This window comes from Corallococcus caeni, assembly GCF_036245865.1.
GTDB lineage: Bacteria > Myxococcota > Myxococcia > Myxococcales > Myxococcaceae > Corallococcus > Corallococcus caeni.
The window spans coordinates 580,217-599,352 of record NZ_BTTW01000002.1; the positions used below are offsets into that span (position 1 = coordinate 580,217).

Consider the following 19,136-nt stretch of genomic DNA (forward strand, 5'->3'; position numbering starts at 1 on the left):
GGTTCATGGATGCCCGGGGGCGCGGTGTAGGCTTTCGCGCCCGTGGTTTCGCCTGAGGAGGACTCCGCGCCATGTCCTGCCCGCACTGTGGTCAGCCGCTCCCTGAAGGCCTGTCGTCGCGGACGTGTCCCCACTGCGGCGGGGACGTGAACGCGCCCGGGTCGCCGGTGATGGACGAGGTGGCGGACAAGGCCCAGAAGGCGGCGGACTCGGCGGGCCGCGCGGTGCAGGACGTGCTGGACGACCCGAGGCTGCGCGAGCGACTGCCGGGAGGTTCGCTGCCGCTGCTCGGCTCCGGACTGGTGGCGGCGGCGGTGGTGGTGCCCGTGCTGCCCTTCTTCGACGGCGGGCTGGGGCTGCCGTGGGCGGTGCTGATGCTGGTGGGCAGCGGCATGCTGGGCGCGCGCGAGTGGGTGGCCGCGGGCCGGAAGCTGCCCCCCGCGCTGGCGCCGGCGGCGACGTGGGCCGCGCATCCGGCGTTCCTGCCGATGTTCACCGCGCTCACCGTGACGCAGGCGTTCCTGTCGCTGGGGCTGGGCGTGGCGCCGCTGTTGTGGGTGCTGGCGGCGGTGGTGCTGGGCTTCGTGCAGTGGCGGGCGTTCAAGGCGTCGTCGCTGGCGGAGCCGTCGCTCCCCCGTCGGCCCTCGGACGTGCGGCTGAAGCGGTGGGTGTTCGCGGGCGTGGCCGCGTGCGCGCTGGGGCTGCTGCTGCCGTGGAGTTCGGCGTGGACGGGCTCGCTGGTGCCCACGGCGCACCTGCAGCGCGAGCGCACCATCACCATCGACGACAACTTCGGCCAGGAGATCGAGGACCACGACACGTGGAGGTTCAACGCGCTGGTGTTCCCGTCCTCCGTGCCGGGGGCGGGGACGGGGCGCGGCCGGCTGGGCGCGACGGGCGTGGTGCTGGGGCTGCTGGCGCTGGGCGTGCTGGGGTCGGTGCGGCGCGCGCGGGAGGCGCTGCCTCCGGTGGTGCCGGTGGTGCTCGCGGGCCTCATCACCGTGTGGGCGCTGACGGGCCTGTCCTCGCGGCCCGGGCCGTGGCTGTTCCTCCTGGGCATCCTCGCGGTGGACGTGGCGGTGGCGCGCGAGTGGCAGGGGCCCCGCGGCGCGGTGCCTCCGGGGCAGCCGCCCGCGTCAGCGTGACGCGTCCGCGCGGCCCTGGACGATGGCGCGGAAGGAGCGGCTGCGCAGCTCCTCCAGCGTCAGGCCGGTGGCGCGGGCCTCCTCTTCCGTGAGGGCCCCACAGGCGAGCCCGCGCAGGAAGAAGTTGAGCAGCCCCTGGCCGGTGGCGGCGTCGTCGAACACGTCGCCCAGCAGGGTGGCCTGGGCGGCCTTGTCCACGAAGGCCTTGAGGCGCTGGGACGCGGGCTCCAGGCCCTCCAGGAAGAAGGCGTAGACGGCGGCGTAGCGCACGGGGAGCTGGGCGGGGTGCAGGTCCCAGCCCTGGTAGTAGCCGCGCTCCAGCGAGTGGCGCGTGTGCCGGTACGCCACCTGCCACGCGCGGTGCACGGCGTCGGTGTTCTCGCGCAGCTGCGTGGGGAGCAGCGCGGTGTCGCCCTGCTTGCGGTGGGGGCCCACGGGCATGACGTTGGTGGCGCCGTCGGACAGGCGCACGCCGCTGCCCGCGAGGAGCACCTGCACGGTGTCGCGCAGATAATCGCAGGCGGGGTGGAGCATGTGCTGCATGTGCGCGCTGACGTCCAGGGCGGCGGTGTAGTCGTAGACGCCCAGGTGCACGTGGGAGCAGCGGCCCTCGCCGGCCTCCACCAGCGAGCGCAGGTGGGGCCGGCCGCGCGCGTCGAAGAGGGCCTGGGGCGTCTCCACCATCAGCTCCAGCGAGAGCGCGCCGGGGGGCAGGTGGTGGGCGGATTCCAGCTCCGACAGCAGCTTCGCCAGGGCGGTCACCTGTTCGGGCACGGTGACCTTGGGCAGGGTGACGACGAAGGACGGCGGCAATCTGCCACCGGATTGCTCCAGCAGCGTGGTGACGAAGAGGTCCAGGGTGCGCGAGGCGCGGGCGTAGAGCTCTTCCGTGAAGGACTTCACGCGGATGCCGATGAACGGCGGGAGCGAGCCCTGCTCCAGGCCCCGAGCCACCTCCGTGGCGGCGGCGACGGCGTGGGCGTCTTCTTCGGTGTCGGGGCGGTGGCCGTAGCCGTCCTCGAAGTCGATGCGGAAGTCCTCCACGGGCTCGCGCTGGAGCTTGTCCACGACGCGGTCATGGACGCGCTGGGCGAAGCCGCCGCGCTGGGGCAGGCCCAGGCCATGGGCGAGCTGGGAGCCGTCGGCGGCGTGGTCGCGCAGCGCCGCGAGCGCCAGGTCCCCCATCTTCCGCGCGGTGCCCGCGCGGAAGAGGTGGGCGCCGCCGTAGACGGTGTGCACGGGCTGGCGCCGATTGGAGTCGCCCGGGTACGCATGGGCGAACGCCACGTTGGCGCGGCGCAGGGCCTCACGGGAGGCGGCGGAGGCTTCGGGCGTGAGCGTGGTCTTCATGGGGTGGGGGCTTCCGGAGCGGGGATGAACAGGCGCCGCATCCAGGTCACGAAGCGCTGGGCGAGTTCGTGGTTGGCTTGGAGGTAGTGCTTGGCCACGGCCTGACCGAGAGGCGTGCCGGGTTCTTGCTGCCAGGCGAGCCAGGTGTGGATGGCGGCCTTGGAACGGTAGGTGGGCTTGAAGCGGCGCTCGGGAAGGGCGTCCAGGGCCGTGAAGGCCGCGGGCAGGAGTGGGTCTTCCTGCGTGACGAGCTGCTGGAGGAAGTCCTCCAGGATTCCGGTGAGCTGGTTGTCCGGCATCATCCAGATGCCGATACGCGGCAGCGTGCCTTGAGCGGGGATGATCATGCCGGCTGCTTCGGGCTGCCCTGGCAGTTGGGTGTAGCCGGAGTGCTCGAGCACGTCGCGGAGGGATTGCCAGCGGTGGGCAAGGTCTTCATCCGCGTCGACAACGACGCCGATGGTCTTCACGCCGGGAACACGCGGACGGACCTTCAAGTCGTCGCGCAGCCGCTCGTAACCGTCCTTGGCCTCAACGGCGAAGTGTTGCTTGTTGTCGAGCTTGTGGTGGTTGCAGAGGTGGTAGACGACCTCGCGGTCCTCCGCACCTTCGACCAGGAGGATCCGCTCTGGCTTGGGCGGCATCAGCGGACCTCGATGGATTCCCGGGTGATGATCTCCAGGTCGCCCTCGTTGAAGACAGTGGCTTTGATGTCGCCATCCGTCTGGGCGAGGCTGATCAGCATTCCGTCCTCGGGATGGGAGGACGCTGCCTTCTGGAAGGCAGAGATGCAGTCCCAGCTGTGCGTGGTGGCGAAGACCTGCACGTTGAGCTGACTGGCGGCCTCGAAGATGAACCGCCAGAGCTGTTCTTGGGCCGAGTAGTGGACGCCGTTCTCCACTTCGTCGATCAGGAACAGTCCATCCCTGGCGCTTACGAGGCTCAGCGCGAGTTCGAAGATGCGGTTCATCCCGTCGCCCATGCTGTGAAGGGGCTCGGGGGTAGAGCGAGTCTTCCTGACGATGAGCGCGTAACGCACCCCTTGCTGTCTGGGGTCTTCAACGAGAGAAACGCGCTCGATATCTGGAGCGATGATCCGCAAAGCCTGAAGTGTGGACTGCTCATTCGCAGTCAGGACGATGCTGTCCCAAAGTGCCCCGATGCTTATCCGATCAATCCCCCTGGCAGGTAGATAGCCACAAGTCAGGACGTTTGTTGTTTCATGGCGCGATTCCCAATAGCGCATGGCCGTAGCTTCGCTAGATGGGATACTGCCGATTGTGAGAGGAAAGAAATGCTGGACGGCAGTGCCTCCTACGCTCACCCGCCAGACTTCTTCGCTTTCTTGGGCTTTGCCTTCGGGACGGACCTGAGTGGAGGAAGGCTCCTCGGTGGGTTTTTTGAGAACTATTGGGTTGATGTGAAGTTGCTTCTCTTTGTCCGAGGGACCCAGGTGGATGGATGCGTGCCTGCCCGGCGATATGGGCTGGAAGAAGATGCGCTCAATATCAATCTGCGCAGAAGTCTTCTCGCGGGGTGATCCTCGGCGGATTTCCTGGCGGCGTTCCAGCAGCTCCCGAATCTCCCACGGAGCTTCTGAACCCGCCGCATAGACCTTGAGTGCCTCCAGGACCGTGGTCTTCCCCACGTTGTTCTTGCCGACGATCAGATTGACGCGGCCCAGGCGCGGAATCTCCAGGTCCCTGAACGCTCGGAACCCCTGGATGCGGAACGAGGGGAGGAGGGGAGCGGAAGGGGGCGGCATGGCAGCGGTGTCCTGGCGCACGGGTGGGCCCCGAGCAATGCGCCTCGGGTGAGCCCCGAGGCATCTCGAACCATCCCCAGAACCCCCCGGCCGCGCAACTTCCAGATGCGCGGCCGGAGGCGTCCTTCAGGGCCTCACGGCCGGCGCTTCAGCCACGCGGCCACCTCCGGGGCCACGCGCTCGCGCAGGGCCACGTCCTGCGCCAGCCGCTCCAGCGTCTGCGCCGTGGCCTGCTGCGCCTCCGGGATGGGGTTCGCCTGGAGCAGCGCCTTCACCTGCTCCAGGTGCTCGCGCGTGCGCAACAGGCCCAGGCCTTCCACCACCCGGCGCAGCAGCATGGGCGCCGCTCCCGTGCGCGTCACCAGGTCCTTCCAGCGCTTCCGCAGCTGCTCCCACCAGGCGTCGCGCCCGGCGCGGTTGCCCAACAGGCCCGTCGCGAAGCTCGCCACGTCCTGCGTCTTCACCGTCTCCGTGAACAACAGCCCCTGCGCCCGCTCCGTCAGCTTCGCGTCCTCGAAGGACGTGAGCGCCATCAGGTAGCGCCGCTGCGTCGCGGGGTCCGGCTCCTTCGGCATCCGCTGCAGCAGGTCCTCGAAGAGCGTTGCGTCGCCCGCGCGCGCCACCATGCCCACCGCCGTGTCCAGCAGGTTCGCGTCCAGCGCCGCCTTGTCCCCCTGGAGCATCCGCGCCACCAGCGGCCGCGCCTGCGCCAGCACCTCCGGACTGCGCGCCAGACCGCCCACCGCGCGCACCAGCGCCGCGCGGCGCAGCTTCACGCGGTCCGGCTCGCCCTGCGCCGCCTGCCAGCCCAGCTTCTTCAGGCCGCCGCCCAACAGCCCCTCCACCCACCGGCGGAAGCGCTCCTGGTCCTCGCCGTCCGTCAGCCGGTTCTCGATGTAGCCCAGCCGCCCGACGAGCTCGTCCAGCACCGCCTCGTCCTCCTCGTCCCCGAAGCGCGCCGCCAGGTCCAGCAGGTCCGCCACCGGCGCCTGCCCCGCGCGCACCAGCGCCCACGTGTCCGCCAGGAGCGAGATGCGCTCCGACGGCGCCAGCGTCCCCAGGTTCGCCGCCAGCGCGTCCAGCGCCGGCTTCTCGTACGCCACCCGGTAGAAGCCCGTGGAGCCGCCGTTGGCGCACAGCCACTTCACGTCCCCCGCGCCCTCCAGCGTCACCGTCGCCTGCGCGTCGCGGAAGAGCACGCGCTGCTCCTTCACGCCGCTTGCGTCCTCGAAGCGCAGCACCATGGGCACCGGCCACGTCTCCGGGCTCTTCACCCCTGGCTCCGAGTAGAAGCGCCGCTGCGACAGCGCCACCTTGCGCCCCTCCAGCTTCACCGACACCAGCGGGAAGCCGCTCTGGCCAATCCACTTGGTGGCCAGCTCGTTCACCGGCTGCTTCGCCGCTTCCCCCAGCGCGTTCCACAGGTCTTCCTTCACCGCGTTCGCGCGCGCGTGCTTGCGCATGTACAGCCGGATGCCTTCGCGGAAGGGCCCCTCCCCGAGGAACCCTTCAATCATCCGCAGCACCGCGCCGCCCTTCTCGTAGGTGATGGCGTCGAAGCTCTCCCCGGCCTCGCCCGCGTTGCGCACCTCCCCGTGGATGGGGTGCGTGGACTTGAGCGCGTCCAGCGCCAGCGCGCTCGCGCGGTGCGCGTCGAAGTCCAGCCACATGCGCCAGTCCGGCCGCCACTGGTCGACGATTTTGAAAGCCATCCACGTCGCGAACGCCTCGTTGAGCCAGAGGTCGTCCCACCACACCATCGTCACCCAGTTGCCGAACCACTGGTGCGCCAGTTCGTGCGTCACCACCTCCGCCACGCGCTTCTGCACGGACAGTGGCGCGGTGGCCGGGTCCAAGAGCAGCGCCACCTCCCGGTACGTGATGAGGCCGGCGTTCTCCATGGCGCCCGCCTCGAAGTCCGGGATGCCCACCTGGTCCACCTTGCCAAAGGCATACGGCAGCCCGAAGTAGTCCCGCAGCCGCGGCAGCACCTGGAGCGCCGCGTCCTGCCCGAACTTCGCCAGGTGCGCCTTCTCCGGCAGCGCCCACGTGCGCACCGGGACGCCCTCGGCCTGCTCCTCCGGCGTGCCCACCAGCGGGCCCACCACCAGCGCGATGAGGTACGAGCTGAGCAGCTCCGTCTCCTCGAACGTCACCTTGCGCAGCGCCCCGTCCTTCTCATCCTTCACCACCCGGCCGTTGCCCAGCACCGTGTGGCCTTCGGGCACGCGCACCGTGAGCGCCCAGCGCGCCTTGAAGGCCGGCTCGTCGAAGCAGGGGAACAGCCGCCGCGCGTCCGCGGCCTCGAACTGCGTGGCGGCCACCTTGCCCGCCGCGTACAAGCCGCGCAGGCCTTCACTGAAGTGCCCCGTCCACAGCACGTCCAGCGTGGCGCTGCCCGCCGGCAGGGGCGCATCGAACGTGAGCACCACCGTCTCGCTCACCGGAGATGCGCGCTTGGACGCGGGCTTGCGCACGTCGTTGCCCACGCGCAGGGTGACCTCGCCCAGCTCCAGCGCGTTGGCGTGGAGGATGATCTCCGTCGTGGGCTGGGACAGCTCCAGCTCCACCCGCTCTTCACCCGTGAAGCTGCGCCCCTCCAGGTCCAGCGTCACCGTCGCCTGATAGCGGCGCGGCCGGAGGGTGGTGGGCAGGCGGAAGTTCTTGTCGTCGGTGGGATGCGCCATAGGGGCGGCAATCTAGCGCCGGCCGCGCCTTGTGCCCGTGCTCCATTTCCCAGTGTCCTGCGCTTCACGGCCCTCCACGCCCCGACCCTCCGGGTTGGGACGCGCCGTACATCCACCTCCACGGGGCGACACCTCCGTTGGCCGGCGAGCAGGGAGGTGCCTCCGTGGATGGCTTTGGACCGCGGGCCTCGCGCAGACTGCCGGCCATGGTCTCCCGTTTCTTCCGAGTGGTCCTCTTGGCGGTGGTCACCGTGCTGGGGCTGTCCGTCGCGCAGGAGCTGGGCGGGCGCTGCGTCCAGGGGCTGGAGGAGGGCCTGCGCGTGGCGGCCTTCTGGCGGCTGTCCGTGGTGGAGAAGGGCGTGGTGCACCGGCTGGCGGAGCTGGCCATCTTCGCGGGCGTGGGCGCGCTCTTGGGGGCCTTGCAGTCGCGCGTGCTGCGCGGGGCGGGGTTCCAGGTGCCCGGCTGGGTGGGGATGACGGCGGTGGGCGTCGCGGTGGGCCTGGTGGGCTCGGAGGCGCTGGCCGGGGCCCTGGGCGTGTCCCCCAGGATGGCGCCCGTGGGCATGGGCCTGGTGCTGGGACTGGCGCAGGGCTGGATCCTGCGGCGCGAGGTGCATGGCGCCGCCGTGTGGGTGGCGGCGTGCGTGGTGGGCTATGGCATGGCCGGGCCGGTGGCGGACTGGAAGCTCCAGGCGGGGAGGACGGCGATGCTCGAGAACGCGACCGGGCGCCTGTCCTCCATCGTCATCACGGCGCAGGCCATGACGTGGGTGGCGCTCGCGCTGAGCATGGGGATTGGCGGCGTGTTCATCTTCACCAGCCTGCGCACGCAGGTGCTGCCCGCTCCGGGTTCGCGGCTGCCCGGCGCCCTGGGGCAGCTCGCGTTCCTGGGGCTGGCCCTGCCGCTGATGGTCGCGCTGGAGGCCCGGGAGAAGAGCGAGCCGCGGTGGGTTCCCTCCGCCAACCCTCCGGCCCGGATGCAGCCCCGGCCCACGCGGACCTGGGGACCGGCGCGCACGCCGTCCGGCGACGGGGTCTTCAGCCCGGGATGCACCACCCAGGGCTGCGGGCCGCCGATGCACGTGGAGGCGCCCTCGCCGCCGACCGTCCATGACGAACACCTGTTCCAGCTGCCCCCGCCGGACCGGATGCGGGTGTCGCCGTCCGGGCGCCGGTGGAACAACGCCGCGAGCACGGAGGCCGAGCCCATCAACGCGGCCTCGGGGCCCGGAGCAGGGCGGGGCTCCTCGGGCACCGTCATGTACTGAGGGCCCCAGGGCGCGCGGTTGCCGTGGGTGGGAACTTCCTTGCCCACCGCATGCAGGCGGGTGCGCGCCATCCGTCGTGAGGTGGACACGCGCAAGGCCGCGAGGGCCGGGCACGGCGGTTGCTCTGTCGCGTCCGCATGGGACGAGGCGTGTGGGTGGGCGCGTTGGTGAGCGCGCTGGTGTGGGGCGGGGCGGCGGAGGCCGCGAGCAAGGTCACGGCGACGAAGAAGGCCCGGCCGGTGGTTCAACTGTCGGAGCGGGCGCTGTGGCGGGCGAAGTCCTGGGTGGGGATGACGACGCTGGCGAAGATGAGCTCGGCGGTGACGGATGACTGCTCGGGCATGACGCGGCTGGCGTTCCAGCAGCGGCGGCTGGACCTGCTGCCGGACGACGTGCTGCCGGAGGAGAACGGCGTCACGGCCATCCACCGCAAGGCGCGCGCGCTGGGCATGCTGTCGGACACGCCGACGCCGGGCGCGCTGGTGTTCTTCCAGAACACGTTCGACCGCAACCGCGACGGCCTCTTCAACGACGGCCTCACGCACATCGGCATCGTGGAGCGGGTGGGCGCGGACGGCACGGTGACGTTCGTGCACAAGTCGGGCGGGCTGGTGAAGCGCTCGCGCTTCAACCTGCTGCAGCCGGAGGCGCGCAAGGACGCCAAGGGGCACGTCCTCAACGACTGGCTGCGCCGCAAGGGCAAGAAGACGCGCGGCTACCTGGCGGGCGAGCTGGTGGCGGGCTTCGCGGCGGTGGACGAGCGCTGGCGCTCTCCCGAGCCGCCGCGGCTGGCGTCCGCGAAGCTCACCGTGAAGGGTGACGCCCGGACGGCGCGGCGCTAGACACGGCCGGCAGATGTCCACCGTCGAAGGTCCGCCCGAGGCCCTGAGTCCCGAACCCGCCGAGCCCGTCCGGCCGTCGCCGCCGCCGGAGGTGCGGCCGTCGCCGCCGCGCGGAAGACGGCGGTGGACGCGCTGGGTGCTGGGGGGCGTGCTGGCGCTGGGCCTGGGGACCGCGGCGGCCACGGTCGTCGGGCTGCCGGACGCGGGCCCGCTGGTGAAGGAGAACCCGAAGACGACGGCGCTCATCGAGCAGCGCGCCAGCGAGGCGCGCGAGGCCGGGCGCAAGCCGCGCCGCCGGCAGCAGTGGGTGCCGCTGTCGGCGGTGTCCAAGCCCGCGGTGGACGCGGTGCTGCTCTCCGAGGACGCGAGCTTCTACCTGCACGACGGCGTGGACACGGTGGAGCTGGCGCGCGCGGTGGGGCAGGCGGTGGAGGAGGGGAAGCTGGGGCGGGGGGCGTCCACGCTCACGCAGCAGCTGGCGAAGAACCTCTGGCTGTCCACGGACCGCAGCCTGTTTCGCAAGCTGAAGGAGCTGGTGCTCGCGCACCGGCTGGAGGAGGCGCTGACGAAGCAGCGCATCCTCACGCTGTACCTCAACGTGGTGGAGTGGGGGAACGGCGTGTATGGGATTGAGGCGGCGGCGCGCGAGCACTTCGGCGTGTCCGCGTCCCAGCTCTCCGTGGCGCAGGGCGCGGTGCTCGCCGCGATGTTGCCGTCCCCGCGCAAGCGCTCGCCGGCCAGCGGTTCGCGCGCGCTGTGGAAGCACGCGCACCGCGTGGTGGACGCGCTCAAGACCTACAAGCGCATCAGCCCCGCGCAGGCGGAGGGCGCGCACGCGGAGGTGGACCGGCTGCTCGGCCGCGCCCCCGCGGATGACGGGGGCGCGGACGACGCGGAGGACGACGGCCCCTAGGTCAGAAGACCCAATGCGGGGTCAGGGGCGCGCTCGCCACGCCCTCACCGCCGACGTAGACGTCCGCGAAGCACATGCCGAAGTACGTGCCCGCCGCGTACGGCGCGGTGCACTGCACGCTCTGGGTCTTGATGTTGCCCGCCCCCTTCTGCGGTGAGACGCAGACGGCGGCGCCGCCGGTCCCGGTGGCCGAGTAGTACAGCCGGTTGTACATGCCGATGGTGGCCGTCTTCGCGCACGTCACCGTGCAGGTGGCGGTCATCTGCGTTCCATCCGCGGACCGGCCCACCGTCTGGGTGATGGTGCACTGGCCGTTCGCGGGGCCGGGCTGGGAGTCCGTCATCGTCCCCGCGGGCGGGGGCGTGCCTCCGGTGCAACTGCCGCCGGAGCAGGTCTGTCCGCTGGGACAGCTCACGGTGACGACCTTGTTGTTGAGGTCGCAGTACGCGTACCGCGAGCTTCCGTCACAGACGGGGTTCGTGGACGTGGGCGCGCCCGCGGCACCGCAATCGATGCCGCGCTGCTCCATGACGCCGGGCGGCAGGTCCTCGGACTCCGCCTGCGTGCCACCACAGCCCAGCATCAGCACCACCGAACCCAACGCCAGCAGCACCTTCTTCACGGGAGACGCTCCATCCGATGGCGGGGAAGTGGACCTGCGAAAACCATCGGTGCGAAGAAGGAGCGCCGAGGCCGGAAACGGCCACACCGCCCGCGGGACCGCCGCCCGGCCAGGATGGCGGCTGCTCAGGTTCCGGCCTGCTCCAGCGTCCAGCGCGCCAGTGTGTCCTTTCGCGCGAACCAGACGCCCGGCTGGCGCTGCGCGTAGCGGATGAACTCCTCCAGCATCTTCACGCGGCCCGGCCTGCCGGAGATGCGGTCGTGCATGCTGATGGACATCATCCTGCGGCGCTCGCCCGCTTCGGCATACAGCGCGTCGAACTCGTTCTTGAGCTCGCTCGCGAACTGGTCGGCGGTGTAGTGGCGCGACTCGAAGTTGAGGATGTCGTTCATCCCCAGCGTGTAGGGCACCACCGCGAAGGGCTTGCCCCGCACGTCCACGACGAAGGGCTCGTCCCGGCTCACGTCGTCGATGTGATACAGGAACCCCAGGTCCTGGAGGATCTCCAGCGTCCGGGGCGTGCTGCGCATCCAGAAGGCATTGAAGCCCACCGGCGTCCGCCCCGTGGCGCGCTGGATGGCGCGCACGTTGGCCTCGTAGGAGGCGCGCTCCTCCTCGGGCGTCATGGAGAACTGCGGCGTCCAGGTCTGTCCATGCGCGGCGGCCTCGTGTCCGCGCTCCACGATCTCCTTCGCCAGCGCCGGGTTGCGCTCCACCGCCTGCCCCACCATGTGCGAGGTCACCTGGACGCCCCGCCGCGTGAACATCTCCAGCAGCCGGGGGATGCCCTCCCTCACGCCGTACTCGTACCAGGTGGCCACCGGCAGGTCCGGGTACTTCGCGTCGATGGGCGGGAACGGACTGCTCGCGCCGCGCTCGGGCTGCGCGCCGGCTTCGAACTGGAGCGACAGGGAGATGGCCAGCCGGGCTCCTCCCGGCCAGAAGCCCTTCTTCGCGGAGGCCTTCGGGGTGCCGCGCGCGGGGGCTTGCGCGGCAAGGGCCCCCGGCACCGCGAGCGCGCCGGCCGCCAGGGCGGTACCGGACAGGAACTGGCGCCGGCTGCTCACGGGACGCTCCGGGGCGTCGCGGCCGGCGCGGACAGGCGCAGCCGGTCCAGGGCCAGGGCGTTGAAGCGGGCGGTGCCCAGCAGCGCGGCGTAGAGGCTCACGTAGAGCATCTGTACGCTCAACATCTCCCACTCGCTCCGCAGCGCCGTGCCGAACACGAGCGCCAGCATCAGCAGCCCTCCCACCGCGAGCGCATGGCGCGTCAGCAGCCCCAGCAGCAGCAGCGCGCCCACCGCCGTCTCCGCGAAGGGCAGCACCCACGCGAAGGGCCGCACCAGCGCTCCGGGCAGCAGGGAGGTCTCGAAGGCCTTCACCAATCCGTCGGCGAAGGCCCCGGGCCCCCCCACCAGCCGCACCACGCCGTGCAGCAGGATGTTGAGGCCCAGGGTGATGCGCAGCAGGGCGTAACCGGCCTCGCCGTCGGTGAGGCCGAACAGGCGTCCGGATTCAGGGGAAGGTGTCCGCATGGGTGCTCCTCCAGAAGGGGACGCGGTGGGCGTCCCCGATGCCCTTCTCTTGCGCCGGGGGACCGGGATTGGGAACGTGGTCCCGAGGAACGACGCCTGTGCCCCAGCGGAAAAAGCCGAACCCCCTGCTCTTCGACGAGGTGATGCCGCTGCACGCCTTCGTGCGGGCCGTGGAGGACGGCGGCTTCTCCGCGGCGGCGCGAAGGCTGGGCCTGACGCCTTCCGCGGTGAGCAAGCAGGTGGCCCACCTGGAGTCGCGCCTGGGGGCGCGGCTGCTGCGGAGGACCACGCACCACGTGAGCCTCACGGAGGCCGGCAGCGTCTTCTACGAGCACTGCCGCCGGGTGCTGGCGGAGTTGGACGCCGCCGCGCTGTCCGTCACGGCCCTGGATGAAAAGCCCCGGGGGCTCCTGCGCATCGCCGCGCCCGCGGTGCTGGGGGAGGTCCACGTCGGCGCGATGGCCGCCGCGTTCCAGGCCGTCCATCCCGAGGTGCGGGTGGACCTGGACGCGAGCGACCGGTGGGTGGACCTGGTGGAGGAGGGCTTCGACGTGGCGATCCGCATCGCGGACGCGCTGGAGGACAGCACGTTGGTGGTGCGGCGCCTCGGCCCGGAGCAGCGCCTCCTCTGCGCGAGCCCCGCCTATCTCCAGCGGCGCGGGACGCCGCGCACGCCAGACGCCCTGCTGGAGCACGACTGCCTGACGTTCAAGCGCGGGCACTCGCCCATGGCGTGGCAGCTCGACGGGCCTGAAGGCAGACACAGCCTGCGGGTCTCCGGGCCCTTCCAATCCAACAACAACCTCGTCCTGCGGCAGGCCGTCCTCCAGGGGCGGGGCATCGCCAACCTGCCCGGCTATCTGGTGCTGGACGACCTGCGCGCGGGCACGCTGGTGACGCTGCTGCCGGAGGCCCCGGTGGTCGGGCGTGGCATCTTCCTCGTCCATCCGCACCGCCGGCTCGTCCCCGCCAAGGTACGCGCCTTCGTGGAGTTCTGCGTGCACGCCTTCGCGCGCTTCCTCCAGCCTCCTCCGTGATGCGCGGCCTGCGACACCGGCCCTAGAGTCCGCCGACCTCCAGCGCTCCACCCAGCCCCGGGAAGGTCTTGGTGACGTTGGCGCTGAAGACGATGTTCTCCAGCACGATGTTCACCGGCAGCCCGCCCGTGGGCAGGCCGCTGGTCCGCGTGACGGTGTTCTCCACGATGAGCCACACGCGCTGCCGGCCCAGGGCCTCCTTCAGCGCCGGGCTGTTCACCGTGAGCGGCGTGCGGCTGTTGGGCGCGAACGTGCGCGGCGCCAGCAGCAGCGTGGACGCCGCGTAGTACGGCGGCAGGTTGGCCTCCGTGTACGTCTTGGGCGTGCCCGGCTCCGCCTGCCCGGTGAAGGACAGCCGCGCGCTCAGCTCCAGCGTGAGGACCGGGGAGGGATTGGCCACCGTGAGCGCGGCCTGCACCGTGTTGACGGTGACGACCGACAGGTCCCGCGTCTCCTCCGGCAGGTCCAGCGCCACCTCCGCGTACACCGGCGCCAGCACCGACGTCACCGGCACCGCCTGGGTGAACGGCGCCGTCTCCACGTTGATCTCCGCCGAGCACGACGCCAGCAACAGGCCGCATAGGCCCACGACGCACCGCCGCATCATCGGAAGCTCCAGGACAGGTCGAAGGTGGGCAGCACGGGCAGGTCCTGCCCCGGGAGCGCCGGGTCGCTCAGGTCCACGTAGGCCGCGCCCAGCGCCAGACCGAGGTGCTCGCCGCCGTAGCGCACGCCCGCGGCGGCCTTGAGCTTCGCGCCGCCCTTCACGCGCATGCCCCCTTCCGCGATGAGCGACCACGCCCCGGTGAAGTTCCACGCCACCGCGCCGGTGAAGGCCAGGTAGTCGGAGTCGTACCGCGCATAGCGCGCCTCGCCCTGCACCAGCACCGGCCCCAGCGACAGGCCATACACGCCGTAGAAGGCCGGGCCGGACAGCTCCGGAGTGAAGCTCTGGATGGCGGGCTCGCGCGACTCCACGCGGCTGGAGTACGCGGACGCGCCCACGAAGTGCGTGTAGCGCGCGCCCAGCACCACCCGGTGCGGCCCTCCGGCCACCGCCCACCGCACCCCCAGGTTCGGCGCGAGCAGCGCGTCCGCGTACAGCGAAGTGTCCACCGACAGCCCGGCGAACAGCGGCAGCGCCGTGCGCTGGAGTCCCACCACCGGCGCGTCGATGACCTCCGCCGCGTCCGAGGTGAGCAGCCGCGCGACGTTGGTTCGCACCTGCGCGAGGGCCGCGGCCGGCAACAGCAGCGCGGCGATGAGCAACCCGGTGGACGGAATGAGACGGTGTGGGGACACGGTGCACGGCTCCGGAAGAACGCGGGGACGTCTTCCCTTAGTGCGGAGAAGCCGCCGGAGTGGATCCATTCCCGCGCGCTCCACCCGGGGAGGGTGCACTTCCACACGGTCCGTCCAGGAAGGGCCCTGCCTCCCCGGGCGGCTTTGGCTGGCGGGCCGCTGCGGTGGGACGTAGTTTGAACGCAAACACCATGGCCGACTCCCCCCAGGACACCACGGGCGACGCGCGCGAGCGGGTGCTGGCGCTGCTCAAGCGCCACGGCTGGAACGCGACGTCCTTCCAGGTGCTCCAGCCGGGCTTCCAGTACTGGTTCGCGCCGGAGGGGGACGGGTGCATCGCCTACGTGGACACGGGCGGCGCGTGGGTGGCGGGAGGAGGCCCCATCGCCGCGCCGGAGCGCGTGCACGACGTGGTGGCGGCCTTCCACCGGGCGGCCCGGAGCGCGGGCCGGCGCGTGAGCTTCTTCGCCACGGAGGCGCGCTTCTCCCGGCTCGTCCCGTTCGAGGAGCTGCCCATCGGCGAGCAGCCCGTGTGGGACCCGGCGAACTGGGAGCGGGTGGTGAAGGGCAGCCGCAGCCTGCGTGAACAGCTCCGCCGCGCGCGCTCCCACGGCGTGCGCGTGCGCGAGGTCCCCGCCGAGGTGATGGAGACGGACGGCCACCCGCTGCGCGCGGCGGTGGAGGTGCTGGCCGAGCACTGGCTCGCGTCGCGCCGCATGGCGACCATGGGCTTTTTGGTGGGGCTGGCCCCGGGCGCCTTCGCCCGCGAGCGCCGCGCCTTCGTGGCGGAGGTGGAGGGCCGCGTGGTGGGCTTCCTGTCGGTGACGCCCGTGTACGCGCGCGACGGCTGGTTCCTCCAGGACCTCCTGCGCGAACCCACCGCGCCCAACGGCACCGCGGAGACGCTGGTGGACGCCGCGATGCGCGCCGCCGCCGTGAACGGGCGCCGGTACGTGACGCTGGGGCTGGCGCCGCTGGCCGGCCCGGTGCGGCCGTGGCTGCGGTTCGCGCGCAGCGCGGGGCGCCCGCTGTTCGACTTCGAGGGCCTGCGCTCCTTCAAGGCCAAGTTCCGCCCTGACTCCTGGGTGCCCCTCTATCTGTCCCACCCGAAGGACGAACCGGTGACGTGGGCGATGTACGACGCGCTCCGGGCCTTCGCGCGGGGCAGCCTGGTGAAGTTCGGGCTCGTGACGCTGCTGCGCCGGCCGCGCTTCTTCGTGCGCACGCTGACCGCGCTGCTGGTGCCGTGGACGGCGCTGCTCGCGCTGCCCATGAGCGCGCACTGGTTCCCCTCGCCGTGGGTGCAGCACGGCTGGGTGGTGTTCGACGTGGCGCTCATCGTGGGCCTGCTGCTGCTCTTGCGCCGCTGGCGCGACGGGCTGGCCACGCTGCTGGGACGGCTCACCACCGCGGATGCCTGTCTCACGTTGCTCCAGGCGGTCAGCTTCAACGCCGCCCGCGCGCGGGGCCCGTGGGACTGGAGCATCATCATCGCGTCGGTGCTCGCCCCGGCCACGGCGTCCGCCATGCTGCTGCGCTCCCGCGACCTGCGCGTCCCGGAGCCTTGAGGATGCTGTCCGGGGTGGACTCTTCTGCCAGGAAAGAATGGATCCAACGCGGGGGGACTCCTTCACTTCTTCCTGGAGCTTTCCCTCCGCATCGGAGCAATCCATGAACGTCCTCGCCAGGAACAACGTCAAGGTGAAGGGGCAGGGCGCGCGGCCCATGGTGTTCTCCCATGGCTTCGGTTGTGACCAGAACATGTGGCGGTTCGTCGCGCCCGCGTTCGAGCAGGACTTCCGCACCGTGCTCTTCGACCACGTGGGGGCTGGCGGCTCGGACATCGCGGCCTACGACCGCAACCGGTACGGCACGCTGGACGGATACGCCGAGGACGTCCTGGAGATCTGCCGCGAACTGCGCCTCGAAAAGGTGGTCTTCGTCGGTCACTCGGTGAGCGCGATGGTGGGCGTGCTGGCGGCCATCAAGGAGCCGGAGCGCTTCGACAAGCTCGTGCTCATCGGCCCCTCGCCCTGCTACGTCAACGACGGCGAATATGTCGGAGGCTTCTCGCGCGAGGACATCCTGCAGCTGGTGGAGTCGCTCGACGACAACTACCTGGGCTGGTCCAGCACGATGGCGCCGGTCATCATGGGCAACCCGGACCGGCCCGAGCTTGGCGCGGAGCTCACCAACAGCTTCTGCCGCATGGATCCCGACATCGCGAAGCACTTCGCGAAGGTGACCTTCCTCTCCGACCACCGGGCCGAGCTCCCGAAGGTCCAGACGCCTTCGCTCGTGCTCCAGTGCTCGAACGACGTCATCGCGGGGGAGGCGGTGGGGCAGTACGTGTGTCGGCAACTGCCCGCGGGCCAGCTGGTCTTCCTCAAGGCGACCGGGCACTGTCCGAACCTGAGTGCTCCAGAAGAGACGGTCGCCGCGATGAAGCCGTTCCTGGGTTACTGAAAGGGACGATGCAAGGCGGCGCTGACACGGAACAGGAGCAGGAGCCTTCCGAGGACTCGGCGGAGGAACTCTATGAGAATGCTCCGTGCGGCTACCTGTCCACGAGCCCGGACGGGCGCATCATCAAGGTCAACCAGACCTTCCTGACCTGGACGGGCCATTCCAGGGAGGCGCTGCTCGGCGGCAAACGGTTCTCGGAGCTGCTCACGGTCGCGGGCCGCATCTTCCACGAGACCCACTACGCGCCCCTGCTCCAGATGCAGGGCTTCGTCCACGAGCTCTCGCTGGAGCTCGTCTGCGCGGACGGCCGTCCGCTGCCCGCGCTGATCAACTCCGTGCAGAAGAAGGACGCGCTCGGAAGGCCGCGGTTCGTGCGGACGACGCTCTTCAACATGACGGAGCGCAAGCGCTATGAGCGTGAGCTGCTGCTGTCCCGCCGGAAGGCCGAACAGCTGGCCCAGGCCAAGGCGGCGCTGCTCGCGACCCTCAGCCATGAGCTCCGCAACCCGCTCAACGCCATCACCGCCGCCACGCGGCTGCTGGGGATGACGCCGCTCTCCGACAAGCAGGCGAAGTACCTGCGCATCCTCGGCTCCGCGTCCGGCAACCTGCTGGCGCTGGTCAACGACATCCTGGACTGGAGCAAGATTGAAGCAGGCAGGCTCTCGCTGGAGCAGCGCGAGTTCTCCCTGCGCGAGCTGCTCGGCGACATCCTGAACGGCCAGGCCGCCCGGGCCGAGGAGAAGCGGCTGGGGCTCCAGACGGAGTTCGACGAGCGGCTCCCGGCCAGTCTGCTGGGGGATCCCGTCAAGCTCGGGCAGATCCTCACGAACCTCGTGAGCAACGCGCTCAAGTTCACGGAGAAGGGTGGGGTCAAGGTCAGCGTGGCCCTCCAGTCCCGGGACGGCGATGCGTATGACCTGGCCTTCCAGGTGAGCGACACGGGCATCGGGATTCCACCGGACCGCCTGTCCGCCATCTTCGAGGAGTACACCCAGGCGAACTACGACATCGGGATGAAGTACGGCGGGACGGGGCTGGGCCTCTCCATCAGCCGGAAGCTGGTGGAGCTGCATGGCAGCAAGCTGGTCGTGGAGAGCGAGGTGGGGAGGGGAACCCGCTTCTCCTTCCACCTGCGCCTGAAGGCCGTGGCGAAGGGCGCTGGCGCCGGCACGGCTCCCAGCGGCGAGTCGTCCGCGCAGGCCCTGCGGGGCCTGAAGGTGCTGGTGGTCGAGGACAACGAGGTCAACACCTACGTGCTCGCCCGTTGGTTCGAGCACTGGGGCGTTTCCTTCGACGCCGTCAGGAACGGGCGCGAGGCGGTGGAGCGCCTCCGCCAGGGCGGCTACGAGCTGGTGCTCATGGACCTGCACATGCCGGTGCTGGATGGCTACGACGCGCTGAAGGTCATCCGGCAGCTCCCGGACGAACGGCTCCGCCAGATTCCCATCATCGCCATCTCCGCCTCCACGCGGGCCTGGCAGGAGAGCAAGGTCCTGGCCTCGGGGTTCACGGACTTCATCGGCAAGCCCTTCGACGAGGGCGTCCTGTTCAGGAAGATGGCGCGGTGCACCTCCCGCGAGGTTCCAGAGGCGCCCGCGCCGCCGCCGGAAGCGGCCCTCCGCGCCTCCGGGGCCGGCGAGGACTCCCTGGTCCTGGCGCCCGACTTCAGCTTCACGAAGCTCCGGCAGTGGGCGGGGGGAGATGCGCGGGCGAGCTCCGCGCTGGCCCGCTCCTCCGTCCAGACGCTGGAGCAGGCCCGGCTGGCGCTCACGGCGGCGCTCAAGAAGGGCGCCCGCGACGAATACGAGCGCGCGTGCGAGGCCCTCGCGGGGACCCTGCACCTGCTCGAAGCGCACGGGCTCGCGGCGGCCCTCCGCCGGGCCCGGGCGCTGTTCACCGGCAACGCCCCGGACGCCGCGCGGGTGCAGGCCGCGGCGTTCGCCATCGACTGGGAGGTGGAGAACCTCGTCGGGGCGCTCGTCGCCATCGCGAGCGAGGCCGACGCCTGAGCTGACGGCGCGGGCGCTCACCTTCAACGCCGCCCGCGCGACCCGCGCGTCCCCTGGCGCGTCAGGGCCTCGGCTCGCGGTCGAGGTTCTGTCCCACGAAGCGCGCGAAATCGTCTCCGACCTGGAATGCCCGCGCGGGGGGATTGGGTCCTGTAGGCGTCGCGGACAACGCCGGAACCTGTCCGACTGTCGG

The 19,136-nt window shown here is 71.1% G+C and carries 17 protein-coding genes; 8 read left to right on the plus strand and 9 right to left on the minus strand.

Going from position 1 to position 19,136, the window contains the following annotated elements:
• The first annotated feature begins 71 nt into the window (after nt 1–71).
• Entirely contained in the window at nt 72–1,145 is a 1,074-nt protein-coding gene (locus tag AABA78_RS10485) for a zinc ribbon domain-containing protein (RefSeq protein WP_338262826.1), read from the plus strand.
• Here AABA78_RS10485 and AABA78_RS10490 read toward each other — a convergent pair.
• From AABA78_RS10490 to AABA78_RS10505, 4 genes are all read right to left on the minus strand, one after another.
• Nucleotides 1,137–2,495: a DUF6986 family protein gene (locus AABA78_RS10490; RefSeq protein ID WP_338262827.1), complete on the minus strand. Its 1,359-nt coding sequence runs from the start codon at nt 2,493–2,495 to the stop codon at nt 1,137–1,139. The two genes, AABA78_RS10485 and AABA78_RS10490, sit on opposite strands and share 9 nt — an antisense overlap.
• Nucleotides 2,492–3,139: a DUF3226 domain-containing protein gene (locus AABA78_RS10495; protein WP_338262828.1), complete on the minus strand. Its 648-nt coding sequence runs from the start codon at nt 3,137–3,139 to the stop codon at nt 2,492–2,494. Before AABA78_RS10495 ends, AABA78_RS10490 begins: the two co-directional genes overlap by 4 nt.
• Nucleotides 3,139–4,281 (minus strand): AAA family ATPase, encoded by a 1,143-nt coding sequence (locus AABA78_RS10500; RefSeq protein ID WP_338262829.1) that lies wholly within the window; start codon nt 4,279–4,281, stop codon nt 3,139–3,141. Before AABA78_RS10500 ends, AABA78_RS10495 begins: the two co-directional genes overlap by 1 nt.
• Before the next feature lie 113 nt (nt 4,282–4,394).
• Entirely contained in the window at nt 4,395–6,947 is a 2,553-nt protein-coding gene (locus AABA78_RS10505) for a M1 family metallopeptidase (protein WP_338262830.1), read from the minus strand.
• A gap of 206 nt (nt 6,948–7,153) precedes the next feature.
• Between AABA78_RS10505 and AABA78_RS10510 the strand changes: the two genes are divergently transcribed.
• The 3 genes from AABA78_RS10510 to AABA78_RS10520 all read left to right on the plus strand — a co-directional run bounded on the left by AABA78_RS10510 (nt 7,154) and on the right by AABA78_RS10520 (nt 9,970).
• Entirely contained in the window at nt 7,154–8,215 is a 1,062-nt protein-coding gene (locus AABA78_RS10510) for a hypothetical protein (RefSeq protein WP_338262831.1), read from the plus strand.
• 137 nt (nt 8,216–8,352) lie between these two features.
• The gene (locus tag AABA78_RS10515; protein WP_338262832.1) at nt 8,353–9,057 is read left to right on the plus strand and encodes a CHAP domain-containing protein; all 705 of its coding nucleotides are present in this window, start codon (nt 8,353–8,355) and stop codon (nt 9,055–9,057) included.
• A 13-nt stretch (nt 9,058–9,070) separates the two neighbouring features.
• Nucleotides 9,071–9,970: a transglycosylase domain-containing protein gene (locus tag AABA78_RS10520; protein ID WP_338262833.1), complete on the plus strand. Its 900-nt coding sequence runs from the start codon at nt 9,071–9,073 to the stop codon at nt 9,968–9,970.
• 1 nt (nt 9,971) lies between these two features.
• Here the strand turns inward: AABA78_RS10520 and AABA78_RS10525 are convergent, their stop codons facing one another.
• From AABA78_RS10525 to AABA78_RS10535, 3 genes are all read right to left on the minus strand, one after another.
• Entirely contained in the window at nt 9,972–10,592 is a 621-nt protein-coding gene (locus tag AABA78_RS10525; RefSeq protein ID WP_338262834.1) for a hypothetical protein, read from the minus strand.
• 125 nt (nt 10,593–10,717) lie between these two features.
• On the minus strand, nt 10,718–11,659 hold the full coding sequence (locus AABA78_RS10530; RefSeq protein WP_338262835.1) for a polysaccharide deacetylase family protein: 942 nt from the start codon (nt 11,657–11,659) through the stop codon (nt 10,718–10,720).
• Nucleotides 11,656–12,126: a MauE/DoxX family redox-associated membrane protein gene (locus AABA78_RS10535; RefSeq protein WP_338262836.1), complete on the minus strand. Its 471-nt coding sequence runs from the start codon at nt 12,124–12,126 to the stop codon at nt 11,656–11,658. Before AABA78_RS10535 ends, AABA78_RS10530 begins: the two co-directional genes overlap by 4 nt.
• A gap of 98 nt (nt 12,127–12,224) precedes the next feature.
• On the opposite strand from AABA78_RS10535, the gene AABA78_RS10540 reads away from it, so the two are divergent.
• Nucleotides 12,225–13,163, plus strand: a complete 939-nt coding sequence (locus AABA78_RS10540) for a LysR family transcriptional regulator (protein WP_338262837.1) — start codon at nt 12,225–12,227, stop codon at nt 13,161–13,163.
• A 22-nt stretch (nt 13,164–13,185) separates the two neighbouring features.
• On the opposite strand, the gene AABA78_RS10545 is transcribed toward AABA78_RS10540, so the two are convergent.
• Both AABA78_RS10545 and AABA78_RS10550 read right to left on the minus strand, forming a co-directional pair.
• Nucleotides 13,186–13,770 (minus strand): hypothetical protein, encoded by a 585-nt coding sequence (locus AABA78_RS10545; protein WP_338262838.1) that lies wholly within the window; start codon nt 13,768–13,770, stop codon nt 13,186–13,188.
• Nucleotides 13,767–14,465 (minus strand): hypothetical protein, encoded by a 699-nt coding sequence (locus AABA78_RS10550; RefSeq protein ID WP_338262839.1) that lies wholly within the window; start codon nt 14,463–14,465, stop codon nt 13,767–13,769. The genes AABA78_RS10545 and AABA78_RS10550 overlap by 4 nt, the downstream gene beginning before the upstream one ends.
• A gap of 191 nt (nt 14,466–14,656) precedes the next feature.
• Here AABA78_RS10550 and AABA78_RS10555 point away from each other — a divergent pair, with 191 nt between their 5' ends.
• From AABA78_RS10555 to AABA78_RS10565, 3 genes are all read left to right on the plus strand, one after another.
• The gene (locus AABA78_RS10555; RefSeq protein WP_338262840.1) at nt 14,657–16,033 is read left to right on the plus strand and encodes a bifunctional lysylphosphatidylglycerol flippase/synthetase MprF; all 1,377 of its coding nucleotides are present in this window, start codon (nt 14,657–14,659) and stop codon (nt 16,031–16,033) included.
• Between the two features lie 103 nt (nt 16,034–16,136).
• Nucleotides 16,137–16,931 (plus strand): alpha/beta fold hydrolase, encoded by a 795-nt coding sequence (locus AABA78_RS10560; RefSeq protein ID WP_338262841.1) that lies wholly within the window; start codon nt 16,137–16,139, stop codon nt 16,929–16,931.
• Between the two features lie 8 nt (nt 16,932–16,939).
• Nucleotides 16,940–18,943: a PAS domain-containing hybrid sensor histidine kinase/response regulator gene (locus tag AABA78_RS10565; protein WP_338262842.1), complete on the plus strand. Its 2,004-nt coding sequence runs from the start codon at nt 16,940–16,942 to the stop codon at nt 18,941–18,943.
• Nucleotides 18,944–19,136: the final 193 nt, after the last annotated feature.

Excerpts from the sequence above, each read along its gene's own strand:
- AABA78_RS10485 (WP_338262826.1), top strand. The coding sequence starts at position 72 with ATGTCCTGCCCGCACTGTGGTCAGCCGCTCCCTGAAGGCCTGTCGTCG.
- AABA78_RS10490 (WP_338262827.1), bottom strand. The coding sequence starts at position 2,495 with ATGAAGACCACGCTCACGCCCGAAGCCTCCGCCGCCTCCCGTGAGGCC.
- AABA78_RS10495 (WP_338262828.1), bottom strand. The coding sequence starts at position 3,139 with ATGCCGCCCAAGCCAGAGCGGATCCTCCTGGTCGAAGGTGCGGAGGAC.
- AABA78_RS10505 (WP_338262830.1), bottom strand. The coding sequence starts at position 6,947 with ATGGCGCATCCCACCGACGACAAGAACTTCCGCCTGCCCACCACCCTC.
- AABA78_RS10510 (WP_338262831.1), top strand. The coding sequence starts at position 7,154 with ATGGTCTCCCGTTTCTTCCGAGTGGTCCTCTTGGCGGTGGTCACCGTG.
- AABA78_RS10515 (WP_338262832.1), top strand. The coding sequence starts at position 8,353 with ATGGGACGAGGCGTGTGGGTGGGCGCGTTGGTGAGCGCGCTGGTGTGG.
- AABA78_RS10520 (WP_338262833.1), top strand. The coding sequence starts at position 9,071 with ATGTCCACCGTCGAAGGTCCGCCCGAGGCCCTGAGTCCCGAACCCGCC.
- AABA78_RS10535 (WP_338262836.1), bottom strand. The coding sequence starts at position 12,126 with ATGCGGACACCTTCCCCTGAATCCGGACGCCTGTTCGGCCTCACCGAC.
- AABA78_RS10545 (WP_338262838.1), bottom strand. The coding sequence starts at position 13,770 with ATGATGCGGCGGTGCGTCGTGGGCCTATGCGGCCTGTTGCTGGCGTCG.
- AABA78_RS10555 (WP_338262840.1), top strand. The coding sequence starts at position 14,657 with ATGGCCGACTCCCCCCAGGACACCACGGGCGACGCGCGCGAGCGGGTG.
- AABA78_RS10560 (WP_338262841.1), top strand. The coding sequence starts at position 16,137 with ATGAACGTCCTCGCCAGGAACAACGTCAAGGTGAAGGGGCAGGGCGCG.
- AABA78_RS10565 (WP_338262842.1), top strand. The coding sequence starts at position 16,940 with ATGCAAGGCGGCGCTGACACGGAACAGGAGCAGGAGCCTTCCGAGGAC.